Source organism: Geodermatophilus sp. SYSU D01106, assembly GCF_054049995.1.
In genome coordinates this window covers 112383-132118 of record NZ_JBJGYM010000006.1, presented here as the reverse complement: position 1 = coordinate 132118, position 19736 = coordinate 112383, and the positions used below count along the sequence as shown (strand labels likewise).

Here is a 19736-nt window from a genome sequence, read left to right as displayed (position 1 = left end):
GGGACCCCTCCGGTGACGGCGGCCCTCCCGTGGCTCCTCGTGGGCCTGCCCGCGGTCGTCGGCACCGTCCTGTGCCTGGCCGCGACGGCCCGCGCCGGCGGCCGGACCGCCCCGGGGATCGCGGTCGCCACCGCCGCGGCCGGGCTGGGCCTGGCCGTCGCCGCGGCGCTCGCCGGGCCCGCCGTCACCGCGCCGTTCCTCCCCGGGCTGCCGCTGGGGCTGGCCGTCGACCCGCTGGCCGGTGCGGTGCTGCCCGCGGTCTCGGCCGTCACCCTGCTGGTCCTGGTGTTCTCCGCCGTCGACGTCCGGGAGGGCCGGGCACGCTTCGCCGGGCTCGTGCTGCTGTTCGCGGCGGCGGTCACGGTCACCGTGCTGGCCACCACCCTGCCCACGCTCCTGCTGGCGTGGGAGGTCATGGGCGCCACGTCCTACGCGCTGATCGGGCACTCCTGGCGGGACCCGGCCAAGGGCACGGCCGGGGCCACCGCCTTCCTCACCACCCGCACCGCCGACCTCGGCCTGTACCTGGCCGCGGGTGCGGCGCTGGCCGGCGGGGGGTCGCTGGCGCTGGCCGACCTGCCCGCCGCCGCGGAGCCGTGGCGGTCCGTCGTCGCGGCGGGTGTGCTCACCGCTGCGCTCGGCAAGGCGGCGCAGGTGCCGTTCTCGGCGTGGCTGTCGCGGGCGATGGAGGGTCCGAGCGCGGTGAGCGCACTGCTGCACTCGGCGGCGATGGTCGCGATGGGGGGCTACCTGCTGCTGCGCACCGAGCCGCTGCTGGCGGCCACGTCGTGGGCCGGTCCGGTCACCGCCTGGGCCGGGGTGCTCACCGCGGTGCTGCTGGGCGCGGTGGCCCTGGCCCAGCGCGATCTCAAGCAGCTGCTGGCCGCCTCCACCGCCGCGCAGCTGGGCTTCGTGGTCCTCGCCGCCGGGGTGGGCACGGTCGCCGGAGGGACGGCGCACCTGGTCGCGCACGCCGCCACCAAGGCCGGGTTGTTCCTCGCCGCCGGCGCCTGGCTGTCGGCGCTGGGCACCCGGCGGCTGGCCGCGCTGCGCGGCGCGGCGCGGCGGTACCGGGTGGTCGGCGTCGCGGCCGCGGTCGGGCTGCTCGCGCTGGCCGGCGTGCCGCCGCTGTCGCTCTGGGCCACGAAGGACGACGTCCTGGCCCGGGCCCTCGAGGTCTCCCCCGCGCTGTACGCGGCCGGCCTGGCCGCCTCCGCGCTGGCCGCCGGCTACGCCGGGAAGGCGCTGTGGGTCCTGTGGGACCGGCTCCCGGCCGACGCCGCGGCCGGCTACGACGACGAGGAGCGCGGCACGCGGCGGGTGAGGGCGGTGCAGGCGGGTCCGGTGGTCGTGCTGGCGGCCGGCGCGGCGGTGCTGGGCGTGCTCGTGGCCGCTCCCGCCGGCCCGGCGCTGCGGGCCGCCCTCGGCGAGACCGGGGCGCCCCGGCCGGGCGCCGCCGAGCTGCTGGTGTCGGGCCTGCTCGCGGTCGCCGTCGTCCTCGCCGTCCGGCGGGTGCGGCTGCCCGCGCCGGGCTGGGCCGCCGGCTGGCTCGGCCTGCCGTGGGCCACCGGACGGCTCGTCGCCTCGCCCGTCCTCCGGCTGGCCGGGCTGGCCGCGCGCCTCGACGACCGGGTCCTCGACCGCGGGGTGCGCGCGCTCGCCCGCGGCGTGGCGGGGCCGCTGGCCGCGGGTACCGGCCGCGCCGAGCGCGGGCTGGACCGGGCCGTCGGCGTCACGGCGTCCGGCGCACGGACCGCCGCCCGCGGGGCGGCGCTCGCCGACGACGTCGGCTTCGCCGGCGCCGCCGAGGGCGTCGCCGGCGGGGCCCGCCTGCTCGGCGGTCTCGCCCGGCGCAGCCAGACCGGTCAGCTCTGGCAGTACTACGTCCTCGCCGGGGCGGCGCTCGGCGCCGCGCTGGTCCTCCTCCTCGTCGCGGGGTGACCGTGCTCGACCTCGTCGTCCTCCTCCCGCTCGCCGGTGCGCTGGCACTGGCGCTCCTGCCCGTGCCGGACGGCCTCGCCCGGTGGGCCTGGGTCGTCCTCACCGCCGCGGACCTGGCGCTGGTCGCCGTGCTCGTGGCCCGCTACGAGACGCCGCCGGACGGAGGGCTGGCCTTCGAGACCCGGCTGCGGTGGATCCCCTCGGCCGGCAGCAGCTACCACGTCGGCGTCGACGGGCTGTCGCTGCCACTGGTGGCGCTGACCGCCGTCGTGTTCTCGGCCTGCGCGGTGTACGCGCTGCGCGAGGAGCACCGGCCCCGCACCCAGGCGGCGCTGTTCCTCTTCCTGCAGTGCACGTGCCTCGGCCTGTTCGCCGCGCAGGACCTGATCCTGTTCTTCCTCTTCTTCGACCTGTCCATCGTCGGCATGTACTTCGTCATCGCCGGATGGGGCCACGGCGGGCGCGGCCGCTCGGCGCTGGTGTTCTTCCTCTACACGTTCCTCGGCAGCCTGGCGCTGTTGCTCGGCTTCATCGGCCTCTACCTGGGCGCCGAGCCGCACACGTTCGACATCCCCGAGCTGCGGGCCGCCGCCCCGCTGGCCGACAGCCCGGTCGCCGGGGGGCTGGTGCTGGGCGCCGTGCTCCTCGGACTCGCGGTGAAGACGCCGACCGTGCCGTTCCACACCTGGCTGCCGCCGGCGCACACCGACGCGCCGGCGATCGGCTCGGCGGTGCTGGCCGGGGTGCTGCTCAAGATGGGCACCTACGGCTTCGTGCGGGTGGCGGTGCCGCTGCTGCCGGAGGCCTGGCAGGACTGGGCGTGGGTGCTGGTCACCGTCGGCGTGGTGTCGGCGCTCTGGGGCGCGCTGGTGGCGCTGGCCCAGACCGACCTCAAGCGGATGATCGCCTACACGTCGGTCAACCACATGGGGTACGTGGTGCTGGCCGTGGGCGCAGCCGGCGTCGTCTCCGGGGACACCGCGGCCCGCGAGCTGGCCGTCACCGGGGCGGTCACCCAGATGGTCAGCCACGGCCTGGTCACCGGGGCGCTGTTCCTCCTCGCCGGCGTGCTGCACGACCGCCGCGGCAGCTACGCGATGGCCGACTACGGCGGCCTGGCGGGGCCGGCGCCGCGCCTGGCGACGCTGTTCGCCGTCGGGGCCTTCGCCTCCCTGGGCCTGCCGGCGTTCAGCGGCTTCGTCGCCGAGTTCCAGGTCTTCACCGGCAGCATCGGCGCCACGCCCTTCGCGGCCGCCGCGCTGCCGGGCATCCTGCTCACCGCCGCGCTGTTCCTGCGCGCCCTGCAGCAGGTGTTCACCGGCCCGGCCGGGGAGCGCTCCGCGGGCTTCGCCGACCTGCGGCCCAGGGAGACGGCCGCCGCCGGCGGCCTGCTCCTGCTGTCGCTGCTCCTCGGGCTGGTGCCCTGGCCGCTGCTGGACCTCATCGCCCCCGCCTCGGCCGACCTGGTCGGCCTGGTGGGCCGGTAGCCGTGCGCGAGGACCCGCTCGCCCTGCTGCCGGAGATCTGCCTGCTGGTCGCGGCGGTGACCGGGCTGCTCGCCGGGTCGTTCCTGCCGCGGGCGCGCTGGCTCCCGCGCGCGGTCACCGGCGCGGGCCTGGCCGCGGCCGGGGTCGCCGCGGCGCTCGCGCTGGCCGGCCCGTCCCGGGTGGTGTGGTCGGCGACCTTCGCCGTCGACGCCGCCACCGGCATCGCCCGGCTCACCGTGGTGGCGGCGACGCTGATGGTCGTCGTGCTCGCGGCCGGGGAGCCGTCGGTCCGCCCACGGGAGAGCGAGACGCACGCGCTGCTGCTGCTCTCCGCGCTCGGCGCGCTGGTGCTCGCGGGGGCGAGCGACCTGCTGGTCGTGGCCGTCGCCTTCCTGCTCACCAGCATCCCGCTGTACGGGCTGATCGGGATGACGCGGTCGCCCGCCGCGGCCGAGGCCGTGCTCAAGGCCTACCTGCTCGGGGCGCTGTTCAACGTCCTCCTCCTGCTCGGGGCCGTCGTCCTCGTGGGCGTCGGTGGCAGCTCCACCTACGCCGACCTGGCGGGCGGCCTGGCCGGCGCGCCGGCCGCCGCCGTCGCGCTGGGCCTGCTCGGGGTGCTCGCCGGCCTGCTGTTCGAGGCCGGCGGCGTGCCGGCGCACTTCTGGGTGCCGGACGCCGCCCAGGGCGCCGGCGTGGCGGTGGCGGCGTTCCTGACGACGGTGCCCAAGGTCGGTGCCCTGGTGGCCGGCTACCGGCTGGTGTCGGTGCTGCCCGACACCGTGGGCTGGCCGCTGCTGGTCGCCGTGCTGGCCGCGGCGACGATGACGCTGGGCAACCTCGCCGCGTTCGCCCAGGACGACGCCCGGCGGCTGCTCGGCTGGTCGACGGTCAGCCAGGTCGGGTACCTGCTCATGCCCCTCGCGGTCGCCGGCGCGGCACCGGGGGCGCTGCCGGCCCTGCTGGTCTACCTCGCCGGGTACGCGGTCACGAACGTCGCGGCCTTCGCGGTGGTGGCGGCCGCTCCGGACCGCCGGACGCTCGCCGACGCCCGGGGCCTCGCCACGGTCTCGCCCTGGCTGGCCGGCGCGCTGCTCGTGGCGCTGCTGGGTCTCGTCGGCACGCCGCCGACGGCGGTGTTCGCCGGCAAGCTCACCGTGTTCACCGCGACCTGGGACGGCGGGGCGGGCTGGCTGGTCGCCGTCGCGGCCGCGAACACCGTGGCCAGCCTCTTCTACTACCTGCGGTGGATCGCCCCGGCCTTCCGATCGGGTGGGCCGGGCGGCCGGCTCCGGCGGACGGGGGTGGCCGTCGCCGTCGCGGGGGCCGCGGCCGTGCTGGTCCTGGGCGCGGGCGCCGGGCTGCTGCTGCCGCTGGCCGAGGGGACGCCTGCCCGGTGACCGCGGGTGACCGGCGGTTCGGAGCGCGTGCCGCCCTGGGCCTGGCCGGGCTCCTCGTCGGCAGCGTGCCGTTCCTCGTGCTCCTCCTGCTCCTCTCGCGGGACTGGGCGCCTCTGGCCGCGGTCGACCAGGGCGTGGCCGACGGGCTCAACCGGGTGGTCCGCGACTCCCCCGCCCTCCTGCGCGTGCTGCGCGCGGTCACCGACCTGGGCGGCACGGGCACCGCCGTCCTGCTGCTGACCCTGGCCACGGTCGTCCTGCTGGTCCGCCACCGGCGCCGGACGGCGCTGTTCACCGCGACGACGGGGCTCGGCCTGGCCGTCCTCGTCCCGGTCACCAAGCTGCTCGTCGACCGGGCGCGCCCGGTGGTCGACGTCCCGGTCGTGCCCACCCCGTCGAACGCGAGCTTCCCCAGCGGGCACGCCGCGACCGCGGCGGTCACCTACGGCGTCCTGCTGCTGCTCGCCCTGCCCGCCGTCCGCCGCCGGCTGCGGGCACGGCTGGTCGCCGCGACGGTGCTGGTGGTCGCCGCGGTCGGCGTGACCCGGTTGGCGCTGGGCGTCCACTTCGTCTCCGACGTGCTGGCCGGCTGGGCCCTGGGCACGGGCTGGCTGGCGGTCACCACGGCTGCGTTCCGGCTGTGGCAGCACGAGCGCGGCGTGGCGCCCGCCGAGCCGCTGGACCCGCTGGACGTGCCGCCCGCGGCAGCGAGCGCGCGGGACCGCTGGCTGCCCGACGGCGCTGCCACCGCCGTCCGGCTGGCCGCCGCGGCCGCCGTCATCTGGGCCGTCCTGACCGGCCTGGGGCTGCTCGTCACCGGCGCGCTCGGCGGCACCGGGCTCGGGCGGGCCGACCGGGCGGCGGTGCTCGAGGTCTCCGAGTGGCGCACGGGCGTCCGGACGGACGTCGCCGAGGCGGTCAGCGCGCTGTCGGGGACCCGCGGGGTGGTGGCGGTCGCGCTGGTCACCGCCGTGCTGGCCGTGGCGGTCACGCGGCGCCGCCGGCCGGCGTTGTTCGTGGTCCTCGCCGTCGCCGGGGAGGTGGTGCTCTACGGGGCCGTGACCGCGGTGGTGGACCGGGCCCGGCCGGCGGTCGCGGACCTGACCGAGGGGCTGCCCACCGGGGCGAGCTGGCCGTCGGGGCACGTCGCCGCCGCCGTCGCGGTGTACGGCGCGGCCGCGGCGCTGGTCGCGACGGCCGGCGGCTGGTACAGGGCGGTGCTCGCCGCCCCGGTCGTCGTCGCGCTGGCCGTCGGGCTGTCCCGGGTCTACCTGGCCGCGCACCACCCCACGGACGTCCTCGCGGGCCTGCTGCTCGGCGCCTCCTGGCTGGCGGCCTGCGCGGTACTGCTCCGGCCGCAGGGTGGTGCCCGCCCCCGGACCGGGTAGGGGGTGCGGATGGCGGGGAGCGAGGTCCGGGACCCGGCCGGGGAGGAGGGCCTCGCCCGGAGGCTCGACCGGCCGATGGGGGTCCTCGGCCTGGTCTTCGTGCTCGTCGTCCTCGCCCAGTCACTGGCGCGCGAGCCGTGGCTGGTCACCACGCTGACCGTGTTCGGGTGGCTGTTCTGGGCGGTCTTCGTCGCGGAGTTCGTGTTCCGCGCCGTGCGGGCACGGGACCAGCGGGCCTTCTGGCGGCGCAACTGGTGGCAGGTGCTCTTCCTCGCCCTCCCCTTCCTGCGGTTCGCCCGGGCGCTGACGCTGCTGCGCGCGGCGCGGGTCGGCGGGGTGGTGTCGGCCGCGGTGCGCGGCTCGCGGTCGGCCGGGCGGCTGCTCACCGGCCGCATCGGCTGGCTCGCCGCCGTCACCGGGGTGGTGGTGCTCGCGGCGAGCCAGCTGCTGTTCGTCCTGGGCGCCTACGGCTCCTACGGCGAGGCGCTGCACGACACCGCGCTGGCCACGGTCACCGGGGCCGAGCTGTCGGCCGGGGGTGGCTTCGCCCGCGCTCTCGAGGTGGTGCTGGCGGTGTACTCGGTGGCCGTGTTCGCCACGCTGGCCGGCGCCCTGGGCGCCTACTTCCTCGACGGGCGCTCCCGGGACGGCTCGGCCGTCCCCTAGCGTGCCCCCGCGTGGACACGTGCGCGCCAGTCCTGACCGGGGCCGCCACCTGGCGGGACCCGGCATGGCTCGACCCCGCCCTCGCCTGGGCGCGCGAACGCCTCGCGGGGCTCGGGCGCACCGTCACCGACGCGCCGGAGCAGGTGCACGTGCGGGCCTGGTCGACGGCGGTCCGCATCCCCACCGACGGCGGCGTCGTCTGGCTCAAGTCGGTCGGCGCGGGGTCGGCGCAGGAGCCACCGCTGGCCGCGGCCCTGGGCGGCTGGGCCCCCGGCAGGGTTCTGGTGCCGCTGGCCGTCGACGCCGGCCGCCGCCTGCTGCTCCTGCCCGACGGCGGGACGACGCTGCGGGCCAGCGGCCGCGGTGGCGACCTCGGCGCCTGGGAGGCGCTGCTGGCCGACCACGCCCGCCTGCAGGTGGAGGTCGCGGCGCACGCGGACGAGATGGTGGCGCTCGACGTCCCCGACCTCCGCCCGGAGCGGCTGCCGGACCTCGCCGCCGCCCTGCTCGCCGACGACGACGCGCTGCTCACCGGCACCCCCGACGGCCTGGACCCCGCGCTGCGCGACCGGCTGCGTACCGGGGCGGACGCGTACGCCGGGCTGTGCCGGGCGCTGGCCGCCGGGCCGGTGCCGGCGTCGGTGCAGCATGACGACCTGCACGACGGCAACGTCTTCGTCACCGGCGACGGGTTCCGCTTCTTCGACTGGGGCGACGCCTCGGTGGCGCACCCGTTCCTCACCCTGCTCGTGCCGCTGCGCGGAGCCGCCGCCGCGCTCGACCTGCCGTCCGGCTCCCCGGTGCTGCTGCGGCTGCGCGACGCCTACCTGGAGCCGTGGCGGGAGTTCGCCGAGGCGGCGGCGCTCCGCGAGCTGGCCGGCCTGGCGCTGCGGGTCGCCCCGCTCGCGCGGGCGCTGACCTGGCACCGGATCCTGCGCGCCGTCCACCCCGACGAGGCCGCACCGTGGCAGGCGAGCGTGCCGGGCTGGGTGGCCGAGTCGGTCGCCCCCGGCCCGCTGGACGGCGCCGCGGCCTGATCAGAGCTGCGGCCGCACCCCGGGCTCCCCCGCCACCCCGGACGGCTCGACGGCGGCCCGCGCCGGGCCCCGGCGGCCGAGCGGCAGCACGGTGCGGCCGTGCGACCCCTCGAGCTCGAGCGCCAGCGCGGCGTAGACCGCCAGGCCCCCGAGCGCGAGCCCGACCCAGCCGGCCGCCGACTGCCACGACGGCGAGCCGGTCAGCTCGTAGGCCCCGGTGACGGCGAACCGGACGCCGGCCAGGCCCATGACCGCGGCCGGGACCAGCTTGGCGCTCGCCGAGACCGCGGAGACCGCCATGGCGACGGCCGAGGTCAGCAGCAGGACGCCGAGCCCGGCGCTGACCGCGCCGGGCGGCGAGGTGTACGTGGTCAGCCCGACGACGCCCCAGGTCCCGGACAGGACACCCATGCCGGTGGCGGCCACGGGGTCGCGGGCGAGGAAGCCGACCACCGACGCCAGCAGCTGCAGCGGCACGGTGGCCGCCAGCGCGGTGAGGGCGGCGACCCGGCCCTCGGGGGGCGGCACCCAGCCGAGCTGCACGGCGGCGAAGGCCGTCGTCGCCAGCGCCAGGGCGAGGAAGCCGAGCGGGAGCGGGGTGGCGACGGGCCGGAGGACGACGCGCGTGCCGGCCTCGCTCACCCCGTCACCAGGACCTGCGTCGCGGACTCCTTGATGCGGCTGTTGGCCCAGCGGGCCTGGCGGAGGGTCTCCGGGTGGCACCGCCGCGCGAGGGCGAGCAGCTCGGTGTCCTCGAGGCCCTGCGCCGCCTGGGCGACCATCTCCCAGTCGACGGACACGCCGACGGCCGCGAGGTGGAGGCTGCGCAGGTCGCGCAGCAGGAGCAGGGCCGGGGCCGAGCGCCGGCCGAGGCGGTCGCTGACCGCCTCGTACAGCCGCGCGACCAGCCGTGGCTCGCCGGCGGGCTCGGGGTCGAGGTCGACGCCGTAGCGCGGGCCGAAGGGCGCGAGCCGGCGCACGTGGTCCTGCGACCAGCGGGCCAGGTCGCGGCCGAGGTGGAACAGCTCGTGGTCGGCCTCGTGCCGCTCGGCGACGGCCAGCAGCTGGTGCGCGAGGTGGTTCTCCGAGCGGTGCAGCTCCTCCAGTGCCAGGCCGAGGTTCACCGCGGACCTCCCGCGGCCGGCAGGGTCTCCTGCACCTCGGCGGCGGGTCCGCCGCGGGTCGGCGGGACGCCGCCGCGGGCGGGCGCGGAGGCGGTGGTGGTGGGTGCCGCGGACCGGCCGCGCCGCGACCAGCGCACCCGGCGCACCCGGGCGGCCGCCGTCTTGAAGATCGGCTGCTTGGAGGCGGCGTCCCAGTCGGTCGGCGTGAGCTCGTTGGCCGCCCGCCCCCGGCGGCCGGGCGCGTCCCAGTAGCCGTAGTGGAAGGGCAGGAAGACGACGCCGTCGCGGATGCCGCTGATCCGCAGCCGGGCCCGCACCCGCCCGCGCGGCGTCGTGACCTCGAGCAGGTCGCCCTCCCGCGCCCGCAGCCGGTCGGCGTCGCCGGGGGACATCTCCACCCACACCTCCCGGGCGGCGGCCTGCAACTGGGGCGCGCGGCCGGTCTTGGTGCGGGTGTGGAACTGGTAGAGCGTGCGGCCGGTGATGAGCGCGAACGGGTACTCGGCGCTGGGCTCCTCGTGCGGCGGGAGGTACTCGGCGGCCTTGATGACCGCCTTGCCCGAGGGGTTCATCGACCGGTACTCGTCGGGCTCGAGCGGGGCGCCGGTGATCAGGTCGCGGCCGTAGCTCTCGCAGTACTCCGGGTCGGCGAAGAACCGCCCGTCCGCGTAGAGCCGCTCGGTGCCCTCGGGCGCCTCGTCGGTGCAGGGCCACTGGATGCCGCTGCCGCCGCGCAGCTTGTCGTAGGTGATGCCGGTGTAGTCGCAGGGCCGGCCGCGGCTGCACTCCTTCCACGCCTCGAAGGCGCCCTCGTAGTCGGACCACTTCACCAGCGGGGCGCCGTCCTTGTCCTTCAGGCCGAGCCGGTTCGCGAAGTCGATGAGGATGTCCATGTCCGGCCGCGCCTCGCCGGGCGGGTCGACGGCCTTCTCCGTCAGGTGCACGGTGCGGTCGGCGTTGGTGAAGGTGCCGGTCTTCTCCCCCCACGTGGCGGCGGGGAGGACGACGTCGGCCAGCTGCGCGGTCTCGGTCAGGAAGATGTCCTGCACGACCAGGAACAGCCGCTCCTGGGACAGGATCGACCGGATGCGGGCCAGCTCGGGCAGGGACACCGCCGGGTTGGTGCAGATGACCCAGAACATCCGGATCGACCCCTCCTCGAGGTACCGGAGCTGTTGCATGACGTGGGTCGGCGGGGCGTAGTGCGGGATGTGCGCCGGGTCGACGTTCCAGATGCGGGCCAGGTCCTCGACGTGAGCGTCGTTGGACCAGTTCCGGAACGCCGGGAGGTCGCCGTCGGCGCCGGCCTCGCGGGTGTTCTCCGCGGTCGGCTGGCCGTTCATCTGCAGGATCCCGCAGCCGGGGCGGCCGAGCATGCCGCGCACCAGGTGCACGTTGTTGACCTGGACGGCGGCCGCGGTGGCCTGGTGGGACTGGTAGAAGCCCTGCAGCACCGTCGACAGCAGCCGCTCGGCGGTGCCGATGACGCGGGCGGCCTCGCGGATCCGGTCGGCGGGGACGTCGCAGATGCCGGCGACCACGTCGGGCGGGTACTCCGCGACGCGCTCGGCCAGCTCGTCGAACCCCACCACGTGGGCGTCGAGGTACTCCCGGTCGATCCACCCGTTGCGGACGATCTCGTGCAGCAGGCCGTTCATCAGGGCGACGTTGGTCCCCGGCCGGGGGGCGAGGTGGACGGTCGCCGCCCGCGCCACCGGCGTCTCGCGTGGGTCGACGCAGACGACCCGCGGCGGGTTCGGGCCGGCCAGCCGGTCCAGCACCCGCGTCCAGGTGACCACCTGGGTCTCGGCCATGTTGTGCCCGTAGAGGCAGATGACGTCGGCGGAGTCGATGTCGGCGTAGGAGCCGGGCTGGCCGTCGCTGGCGAAGGACTCCTTGAGCGCAGCGGCCGCCGTCGCGGTGCACAGCCGCGTGTTGCCGTCGACGTGGATGGTCCCGATGCCGCCGTGCGCGATCAGGCCGAGCGTGTAGTAGTCCTCGAGGAACAGCTGGCCGGTGTTGTAGAAGCCGATCGACCCCGGCCCCCGCTCGTCGAGCAGCTCCCGGGTGCGCCGGACGACGAGGTCCATGGCGGTGTCCCAGTCGGTCTCGACGAGCCGGCCGTCCCGGCGCACCAACGGGCGGGTCAGGCGCTCACGCGAGCCGTTCGCCTGCCAGCCGTAGAGGTCCTTGGGGTCGAGGCGGCCGCGGTTGACCCGGTCGACTGCCCGGCCCCGGACCCCGACGATGCGGCCGTCCTTGACCGCGACGTCCATCGCGTCGCCGTTGCTGTGCAGGATCGACGCCGCCTGCACCCACCGGTCGACGTCGTCCTCGCCGACCCCGTCGGCGAGGTGCTGGTCCACCCGCGTCGGCCACTCCTCCCCCGGCCCGTACGGGGTCCGCGTTCCCCATGGTTCGGCGATCCGGTCGATGCCTGGCATGTCCGTCCCCTCGTGCGACAGGTGGCACGGCGCCCGTTCGGGGCCCGCTCGGAGCCTTCACCGCCCGGCGCCGCCGGCAAACCGGCTCCGGGGATCGAGATCGTGAGCCGACCCGAACCCCGCGTGCTCCCCCCTGCACCGCCGGATACCGGCGGCGCAGCGGCGGGATGCCGGGCCGCGACGAGGCCGGAGCACGACGAGGGCGTCCACGGCTGCTGAGGCGCGGTGCCGTTCCGGGGTCCGGGGTCCGGGGTCCGGGGTCCGGGGTCCGGGGTCCGGGGTCCGGGGTCCGGGGCATGCGTAGCCGCTCTCCCGCGCCGGGCCCTACCTCCTCACCGCGCGGCTGCCTCGCGGGCCCGGATCCGCTCGCGCTGCGGCTCGACCGTGTAGCGGGGGTCCTTCGCGCTGGCCACCCCGGCGTCGAACACGCCGAACCGGGTGAGTGCCGACCCGGCGGCGAGCAGCGTCCCGCTGAGCACCGACAGCGCCCGCGACCGTCGGGTGAACGGAGCGAGCAGCCCGCCGGCCGCGGTGCACGCGCGGGCGAGGCGGAGCAGGGTGCCGGCACGTCCGGTGCGGTAGGGCTCCGACAGCAGGCCGTGCCCGGACTCGACCCGGTGCATCGTCCCGAGCTCGACCGCCGCGCCCACCGCCGCGACGGTGCGCGCGGGGCCGGCTTCGCCCAGCGGGGCGAAGGCCAGGCAGATCCCCCCGCCGGCCGCCGCGGCGGACCCGGCGAACACGTACGGCAGCTCGGTGTGCGCCTCGTGCCACGACGGGGTGGACGTGTTGGCGAGGAGCACCGCGGTGTAGGTGGTCATCGGACCGCCGAAGACCGCGGCCAGGGCGCTGGACACCCGCAGCAGCCGCGGGAACCACCCGAGCAGCTCCGCCCCGGCGGTGGCGGTGGTCAGCGCGCTGAAGGGCGCCAGGATGTACGAGCCGACCGACAGCGGCGACGTCGGCTTGAACACCCGGAGCATGTGCAGGAAGCGCGCGGGTCGGCCGAGGTCGTGGATCAGCCACCCCACCGAGGCCAGGGCAGCGCCCGCGGCCGTCCGGTGGGCGACGGCGCGCAGGCCCGGCCGGCCGGTCACGTCGGCCAGCACCCCGATCAGCGACGACGTCCCCGCGGCACCGCCCAGGAAGAGGTACAGCGGGACGTCGGGCTGCTTCCACACCGGCGCCTTGACCACCGGGCGGCCGTAGTAGGAGGTGAACTCGGCCTCCTCCACCCCCGAGAGCTCACCGCCGCCCCTCCTCCAGCGCCGCTCGCGCCGCTGCGCGGGGGCGCCGTCGGCCCGCCGCCAGCCGGCTCCCGGCTGCCCGCCGGCGGTCACCCGCGCCGCCGGAGGAACGCCGAGGCGACCAGGCCCACGAGGCCGAGCGCCCCGGCGGCCGCGTGCCGCCACATGGCCGGGAGGTCGCGGGTGGTGACCACCGGGTCCGGCGGCAGGCCGTAGACCTCCGGCTCGTCGAGCAGCAGGAAGAACGCGCCCGCGCCGCCGACGCCGTCGTCCTCGTCCCGGCCGTAGAGCCGGGCGCCCTCGACACCCTTCTCCTGCAGCGCGGCCAGCCGGGCGTCGGCGCGGGCCTGCAACTCGTCGAGGTCGCCGAACTGGATCGACTGCGTCGGGCAGGCGGTGGCGCAGGCCGGCTGCAGCCCGTCGATGGTGCGGTCGTAGCAGAGGGTGCACTTGAAGACCCGGCCGTCGTCCTCGCGCTGGTCGATCACGCCGTACGGGCAGGCCGGCACGCAGTAGCCGCAGCCGTTGCAGATGTCCTCCTGCACCACGACCGTGCCGAACTCGGTGCGGAACAGCGACCCGGTCGGGCAGACGTCGAGGCAGCCGGCGTGCGTGCAGTGCTTGCACACGTCGGAGCTCATCAGCCACCGGATCTCCCGATCGCCGGACGCCGTCCGCTGCGGGTCGGTCTGCTCGGCCGTGGTCGCCGACGCCGGCACCTCCGGGGCGGTGACCGGCGGGTCGGTCAGCGGCCGCACCCCCGGTGGCCCGAGGGAGGGCATCGGCAGGTCGACCGGGCGGCTCTGCTCGACGAAGGCGACGTGCCGCCAGCTGTTGGCGCCGAGCATCCCGGTGTTGTCGTAGGACTCCCCCGTCAGTCCGAGGGCGTCGACCCGGCCGTGGGCGTCGTCCATCGGGAGGGTGTTCCACTCCTTGCACGCCACCTCGCAGGCCTTGCAGCCGATGCAGATCGAGGTGTCGGTGAAGAAGCCCAGCCGGGTGGGGTGGTCCCCGGCGTAGCCGCTGTCGCCGGTGACGTCCGGCACCGGCCCGTAGAGGGTGTGGCGCGGGTCGTCCCCGGACAGGGCCCGCCCGACGGAGCTGACGGTGGTCACGTGTTCCTCATCTCGATCGGGGCGCGCCCGTTCGGGCCGAGCCGGCCGCTCCCGGCTCCGGATCGCTGCCGGTAGCCCTCGACGTACTCGACGAGTGCCGGGCCGCGGGGACGCCGCCCCGGCCGGATGTCGCAGGTGGCCACCTTGGACTCCTGGATGTGCACGTTCGGGTCGAGCACCGCGCCGAGCAGCTCGTTGGCGGGGTCGCCGGTGACCAGGCCGTTGGGGCCCCAGTGGTAGGGCAGCCCGACGGTGTGCACCTCCCGGCCGGCCACCCGCATCGGGCGCATCCGCTCGGTCACGACCACCTTCGCCTCGATGGCGTTGCGCGCGCTGACCAGCGTCGCCCAGCCCAGGTGCTCCAGGCCCCGCTCCTCCGCGAGCTGGGGGCTCACCTCGACGAACGGCTCGGGCTGCAGCTCCGACAGGTACGGCAGCGTGCGGCTCATCGCCCCGGCGGTGTGGTGCTCGGTCAGCCGGTAGGTGGTGACGACGAAGGGGAACTCCTCCGACAGGGCCGGGTTGGGCCTGTTCCAGGCACCGCGCACCTCGTGCCGCGCCGGGTTGGCCTGCACCGGGTACAGCGCGTTGGGCACCGGGGACTCGGCCGGCTCGTAGTGCGTCGGCATCGGCCCGTCGGCCAGCCCCGACGGTACGAACAGCCAGGCCTTCCCGTCGTTCTGCATGATGAACGGGTCGGCGCCGCCGATGCCGTCCTCGGCCGTCGCGCCCTCCGGCGGCACGTAGTCCGGGGGCTTGTGGGACTCGAAGTCCGCGACGTCGGGACCGGTCCACCGGCCGGCCTCGGCGTCCCAGTACACGTACCTCTTCCGCTCGCTCCACGGCCGGCCCTCGGGGTCGGCCGAGGCCCGGTTGTACAGGGTGCGGCGGTTCATGGGCCACGCCCAGCCCCACTCGAGGGCCACCAGGTCCTGCTCCCGGCCCGGCTTGCGCCGGGCGGCCTGGTTGACCTCGTCGGCGTACACGCCGGAGTAGATCCAGCAGCCGCAGCGGGTGCTGCCGTCGTCGCGGAGGTCGGTGTAGCCGGAGACGGCGCGGTCGTCGGGCCCGGTGCCGCTGATCTCCCGCAGGACGGCGTCGGCGCTGGGCTCCTCGTGCTCGCCCTCGGTCGGGTAGTCCCACGTGAGGTCCAGCAGCGGGCGGTCGCGCGGGTCGGTCGAGCCGGCCAGCTCCTCCCGGATCCGCCGGCCGAGGTGGAAGTAGAACCACAGGTCGCTGCGGCAGTCGCCCGGCGGCTCCACCGCCTTGTGCCGCCACTGCAGCAGCCGCTGGGTGTTGGTGAAGCTGCCCTCCTTCTCCACGTGCGTGGCGGCGGGCATGAAGAAGACCTCGGTCGGGATGCTCTCCGTGGAGAGCTCCCCGGTCTCCAGCTCCGGGCCGTTCTGCCAGAAGGTGGCCGTCTCGATCATCTGCAGGTCGCGGACGACGAGCCACTCGAGGTTGGCCAGGCCCAGCCGCGCCATCTTCGCGTTGGCGTGCCCGACGGTCGGGTTCTCGCCGACGACGAAGTAGCCCGGGACGTTGCCCTGGATCTGCTCGGCCATCGTCTGGTACGAGCTGTGGTCGCCGGTCAGCTTGGGCAGGTAGCCGAAGGCGAAGTCGTTCTCCGCGGTCGCGGCGTCACCCCACCAGGACTTGAGCAGGCTCACCGTGTAGCTGCGCATGTTGCCCCAGAACCCGACCGAGCCGGCCGCCTCACCGACGAAGTCGTCGAGGCTGTCGTGCTGGCGGGCGTGGGGCATCGGGATGTAGCCGGGCAGGATGTTGAACAGCGTCGGGATGTCGGTCGAGCCCTGGATCGACGCGTGCCCGCGCAGCGCCAGGATGCCGCCGCCCGGGCGGCCCATGTTGCCCAGCAGCGCCTGGAGCACACCGGCGGTGCGGATGTACTGCACCCCGACCGTGTGATGGGTCCAGCCCACCGAGTAGACGATGGCGCTGGTCCGCTCCCGGCCGGAGTTGGCGGTGAGCGCCTCGGCCACCTGCAGGAAGGTCTCCGGCTCGATGCCGCAGATCTCCGACACCTTCTCCGGCGTGTAGCGGGAGTAGTGCCGCTTGAGCACCTGGTAGACGCACCGGGGGTGCTGCAGCGTCTCGTCACGCTCCGGCTTGCCGCCGATCGTCGTCCCGCCACTGCCGGCCTCCTCCGACCGGCTCACCTCGTGGTCCTCGCCGCTGTGCGGATGGGCGTTCTCGTCGGACCCGCCCGAGCCCGAGGCCCCCGGCTGGGGTGCCTGCCGCTGGCCGGACGCCGCCGTCATCGCCGCGCCCTCGTACTGCCAGCTGGTCTCGTCGTACTCGCGGGTCTCGGGGTCCCACCCGGAGAAGAAGCCGTCGAGGTCCTCGGTGTCGCGGAAGTCCTCCCGCAGGATCGCCGCGGCGTTCGTGTAGGCGACGACGTACTCGCGGAAGTCCCGCTCGTTCTCGAGCACGAAGTTGATCAGCCCGCCGAGGAAGGCGATGTCGGTGCCGGCGCGGATCTGCGCGTGGACGTCGGCCAGCGCGCTCGTGCGGGTGAACCGGGGGTCGACGTGGATGACCGTCGCCCCGCGGGCCTTGGCCTCCATCACCCACTGGAAGCCCACGGGGTGGGCCTCGGCCATGTTCGAGCCCTCGATGAGGATGCAGTCGGCGTTGACCAGGTCCTGCTGGAACATCGTGGCGCCGCCACGACCGAACGTGGTCCCCAGACTGGAGACCGTGGAGGAGTGCTATATGCGCGCCTGGTTCTCGACCTGGACCGCGCCCATGGCCGTGTAGAGCTTCTTCATGAGGTAGTTCTCCTCGTTGTCGAGGGTCGCCCCTCCGAGGCTCGCCATCCCCATGGTCCGGTTGACCCGCTTGCCGTCGACCTCGTCCTGCCAGGTCTCGCGGCGGGTCCGGATGACGCGTTCGGCGATCATCTCCATCGCCGTGTCGAGGTCGAGGTCCTCCCACTCGGTGCCGTACGGCCGGCGGTAGCGGACCGTCGTGACCCGGGTCGGGCTGGTCACCAGCGACCGGCTGGCCGCGCCCTTGGGACACAGCCGGCCGCGGCTGATCGGCGAATCGGGATCACCCTCGATCTGGGTGACCCGCTCGTCCTGCACGAACACCCGCTGGCCGCAGCCCACCGCGCAGTACGGGCAGATGCTCTGCACGACGCGGTCCGCGGTGGCCGTGCGCGGGGTGAGCTCCTCGGTGCCGCGGCTGCGCGCGGACTCCCCCCGCCCGGTGGGGTCGGGTCCGGTGAGCTGGCGGAACACCGGCCAGCTGTCGAGCCAGGTCCTCATGCGAGGTCCTCTCGGTCGGAGGTGGTCATCAGCGGGGGTCCGGGTCGGCCGCGGTCTCCTTGGGTCCCGACGACCGCTCCTCCAGGGACGCCTGGCGCTTGCGGCCGAACACCGTGGCGTAGGCCTCGTCGTGGAGCTTGTCCCGCAGGTGCGGGTAGTGGGCGTCGAAGGCCGGGCGGTTGGACCGGATCCTCGGGATCGCGGTGAAGTTGTGCCGCGGCGGCGGCGAGGACGTGGCCCACTCCAGCGAGTTGCCGTGTCCCCAGGGGTCGTCCCGGAACGCGGGCGCCCCGTGCCGCCACGACCGCGCCAGGTTGAACAGGAAGGGGATCGTCGCGGCGCCCAGGACGAACGAGCCGATCGTCGAGATGACGTGCAGCGTCGTGAACCCGTCGGTGGGCAGGTAGTCGACGTACCGGCGCGGCATGCCCTGGGTGCCCAGCCAGTGCTGCACGAGGAAGGTCGTGTGGAAGCCGACGAAGGTCAGCCAGAAGTGCAGCTTGCCCAGCCGCTCGTCCATCATCCGGCCGGTGATCTTCGGGAACCAGAAGTAGATGCCGGCGAACGCGGCGAAGACGATCGTCCCGAACAGCACGTAGTGGAAGTGCGCGACGACGAAGTAGCTGTCGTTGACGTGCCAGTCCACCGGCGGGCTGCCGAGCAGGACCCCGGTCAGGCCACCGAGCAGGAAGGTCACCAGGAAACCGACCGACCAGAGCATCGGCGTCTCGAAGGTCAGCTGGCCCCGCCACATGGTGCCGATCCAGTTGAAGAACTTGATGCCGGTGGGCACGGCGATCAGGTAGGTGAGCAGGGAGAAGAAGGGCAGCAGGACCGCGCCCGTGGCGAACATGTGGTGCGCCCACACCGTCACCGACAGGAACGAGATGGCGATCGTGGCGCCGACCATCCCCTTGTAGCCGAACAACGGCTTGCGGGCGAACACCGGGATGATCTCGGTGACGATCCCGAAGAACGGCAGCGCGACGATGTAGACCTCGGGGTGGCCGAAGAACCAGAAGAGGTGCTGCCACAGCATCGGGCCGCCGTTCTCGTCGGAGTAGACGAGCGAGCCGAGGTTCCGGTCGGCCTCCAGGGCGAGCAGCGCGGCGGTGAGGACCGGGAAGGCGAAGAGCACCAGCAGGCTGGTCAGCGCGATGTTCCAGGTGAAGATCGGCATCCGGAACATCGTCATGCCGGGCGCACGGAGGCACACGACCGTGGTGATCATGTTGACCGCGGCAAGGATCGTGCCGAGCCCGGACACCACCAGGCCCATCGCCCACAGGTCACCGCCGGGCCCGGGTGAGTGCGCCGACGTCGACAGCGGGGTGTAGGCGTACCAGCCGAAGTCGGCCGCACCGCCGGGCGTGAGGAAGCCGGCCATGACGATCAGCCCGCCGAAGAGGAACAGCCAGTACGAGAAGGCGTTCAGCCGTGGGAACGCGACGTCGGGAGCGCCGATCTGCAGCGGCAGGACGACGTTGGCGAAGCCGAAGGCCAGCGGGGTGGCGAACAGCAGCAGCATCACCGTGCCGTGCATGGTGACCAGCTGGTTGTACTGCTCCGGGGACAGGATCTGCAGACCCGGCTGCCCGAGCTCGGCACGCATGAGCATCGCCATGAACCCGGCGGCGAGGAAGAACGCCAGCGTGGTGGCCAGGTACATCTGGCCGATCTGCTTGTGGTCGGTCGTCCCCAGCAGCCGGACGATCCGCCCACCGCGCCGCGGCGGCTCCATCGTCCCCGACCGCAGCACGACCGGCTGCGGCGCCATCGCCGTCACGCTGCTGTCTTCTCCCGACTGCAGCGCGCGGCCGGGCGGCGCGCTGCTCGGAGGTCCCGCGGCACGCCGGGTCTGGGCGTCGGTTCCGCGTCCAGCGCGACCGTAGGCCGATCGGCGACCGATGGCGAGCCGGGGCGGTGCCGCTTCCCGGCCTCCGGCACGACCGTCCCGGGATGCCGGTTCCGGTCCACGACACGGGGTAGGCGTCGACCATGACCGAGAGCCCCCCGCCGGCGAGCGCCTCGACGGCCGACCTGCTGCAGTCGCTGACCGACGACGTCACGACGCTGGTCCGCGACGAGCTCGCCCAGGCCCGCGCCGAGATCACCGCCAGGGCGCGGCGCGCGGGACGGGCCGGCGCGCTGCTGGGCGGGGCCGCGGGCCTCGGCGTCCTGGCCGTGGGCACCTCCAGCGCGCTGCTCGTGCGGCTGCTCGAGCGCCGGCTGTCCCCGCCCACCGCGGCCGCGGTGGCCACCTTGCTCTACGGCGGGGGCGCCGCCGCGCTGGCGGCCACGGCGCGCGAGGAGCTGCGGCAGGTCGGGTCGCTGCTGCCGGAGCGGACGGCGGCCAGCGTCCGCGCCGACGTCCGCGCGGCCACGTCCCGCGGGGGCACCCCGTGAGGACCGACCGCGAACACGTCGTCCAGGCGCTGAGCTCCGCCGGGCGCGCCGAGGAGGCCCGGCGCGCGGCGGAGGAGCTCGACGTCGAGGTCGACACCGTCCGGGACGCCGACCTCCTCCGGGAGCTCGGGCTCGACCCCGACGGCCGCGGGCAGGGCGGCGGCATCGCGCTGCGCTGACCAGGGGACGAC

14 protein-coding genes and 1 pseudogene are annotated in these 19736 nt (G+C 75.4%); 8 read left to right on the top strand and 7 right to left on the bottom strand.

Annotated features, from left to right (window positions below; all coding sequences use genetic code 11):
* The first annotated feature begins 12 nt into the window (after positions 1 to 12).
* From ACI78R_RS08860 to ACI78R_RS08835, 6 genes are read left to right on the top strand one after another with little or no spacing between them, the layout of a single operon-like run.
* Complete coding sequence (locus tag ACI78R_RS08860) at positions 13 to 1941, top strand: proton-conducting transporter transmembrane domain-containing protein (protein ID WP_457040415.1); 1929 nt, start codon at positions 13 to 15, stop codon at positions 1939 to 1941.
* On the top strand, positions 1938 to 3428 hold the full coding sequence (locus ACI78R_RS08855) for a complex I subunit 4 family protein (protein WP_457040414.1): 1491 nt from the start codon (positions 1938 to 1940) through the stop codon (positions 3426 to 3428). Before ACI78R_RS08860 ends, ACI78R_RS08855 begins: the two co-directional genes overlap by 4 nt.
* Before the next feature lie 2 nt (positions 3429 to 3430).
* Positions 3431 to 4825: a proton-conducting transporter transmembrane domain-containing protein gene (locus tag ACI78R_RS08850; protein WP_457040413.1), complete on the top strand. Its 1395-nt coding sequence runs from the start codon at positions 3431 to 3433 to the stop codon at positions 4823 to 4825.
* Complete coding sequence (locus tag ACI78R_RS08845; protein WP_457040412.1) at positions 4822 to 6213, top strand: phosphatase PAP2 family protein; 1392 nt, start codon at positions 4822 to 4824, stop codon at positions 6211 to 6213. Before ACI78R_RS08850 ends, ACI78R_RS08845 begins: the two co-directional genes overlap by 4 nt.
* 9 nt (positions 6214 to 6222) lie before the next feature.
* Positions 6223 to 6879 (top strand): hypothetical protein, encoded by a 657-nt coding sequence (locus ACI78R_RS08840; RefSeq protein ID WP_457040411.1) that lies wholly within the window; start codon positions 6223 to 6225, stop codon positions 6877 to 6879.
* A gap of 11 nt (positions 6880 to 6890) precedes the next feature.
* Positions 6891 to 7916: a hypothetical protein gene (locus ACI78R_RS08835; protein ID WP_457040410.1), complete on the top strand. Its 1026-nt coding sequence runs from the start codon at positions 6891 to 6893 to the stop codon at positions 7914 to 7916.
* On the opposite strand, the gene ACI78R_RS08830 is transcribed toward ACI78R_RS08835, so the two are convergent.
* From ACI78R_RS08830 to ctaD, 7 genes and pseudogenes are all read right to left on the bottom strand, one after another.
* A complete protein-coding gene (locus tag ACI78R_RS08830; protein WP_457040409.1) occupies positions 7917 to 8558 on the bottom strand; it encodes a hypothetical protein in 642 nt (213 codons plus the stop codon). It lies immediately after the preceding gene.
* On the bottom strand, positions 8555 to 9040 hold the full coding sequence (locus tag ACI78R_RS08825) for a hypothetical protein (protein WP_073420139.1): 486 nt from the start codon (positions 9038 to 9040) through the stop codon (positions 8555 to 8557). Before ACI78R_RS08825 ends, ACI78R_RS08830 begins: the two co-directional genes overlap by 4 nt.
* Positions 9037 to 11406 carry a molybdopterin oxidoreductase family protein gene (locus ACI78R_RS08820; RefSeq protein WP_457040408.1) on the bottom strand — a complete coding sequence of 790 codons (2370 nt, stop codon included), beginning with the start codon at positions 11404 to 11406 and terminating at the stop codon, positions 9037 to 9039. The genes ACI78R_RS08825 and ACI78R_RS08820 overlap by 4 nt, the downstream gene beginning before the upstream one ends.
* A gap of 410 nt (positions 11407 to 11816) precedes the next feature.
* The gene (nrfD, locus tag ACI78R_RS08815) at positions 11817 to 12824 is read right to left on the bottom strand and encodes an NrfD/PsrC family molybdoenzyme membrane anchor subunit (RefSeq protein WP_457040407.1); all 1008 of its coding nucleotides are present in this window, start codon (positions 12822 to 12824) and stop codon (positions 11817 to 11819) included.
* On the bottom strand, positions 12821 to 13846 hold the full coding sequence (locus tag ACI78R_RS08810) for a 4Fe-4S dicluster domain-containing protein (protein WP_457040406.1): 1026 nt from the start codon (positions 13844 to 13846) through the stop codon (positions 12821 to 12823). Before ACI78R_RS08810 ends, nrfD begins: the two co-directional genes overlap by 4 nt.
* Positions 13843 to 17139: pseudogene (gene fdh / locus ACI78R_RS08805) on the bottom strand (formate dehydrogenase). The gene ACI78R_RS08810 and the pseudogene fdh overlap by 4 nt, the downstream one beginning before the upstream one ends.
* 28 nt (positions 17140 to 17167) lie before the next feature.
* The gene (gene ctaD, locus ACI78R_RS08800; RefSeq protein WP_457040405.1) at positions 17168 to 18916 is read right to left on the bottom strand and encodes an aa3-type cytochrome oxidase subunit I; all 1749 of its coding nucleotides are present in this window, start codon (positions 18914 to 18916) and stop codon (positions 17168 to 17170) included.
* Between the two features lie 221 nt (positions 18917 to 19137).
* Here ctaD and ACI78R_RS08795 point away from each other — a divergent pair, with 221 nt between their 5' ends.
* Positions 19138 to 19545 (top strand): phage holin family protein, encoded by a 408-nt coding sequence (locus ACI78R_RS08795; RefSeq protein WP_457040404.1) that lies wholly within the window; start codon positions 19138 to 19140, stop codon positions 19543 to 19545.
* A complete protein-coding gene (locus tag ACI78R_RS08790; RefSeq protein ID WP_457040403.1) occupies positions 19542 to 19724 on the top strand; it encodes a hypothetical protein in 183 nt (60 codons plus the stop codon). Before ACI78R_RS08795 ends, ACI78R_RS08790 begins: the two co-directional genes overlap by 4 nt.
* Positions 19725 to 19736: the final 12 nt, after the last annotated feature.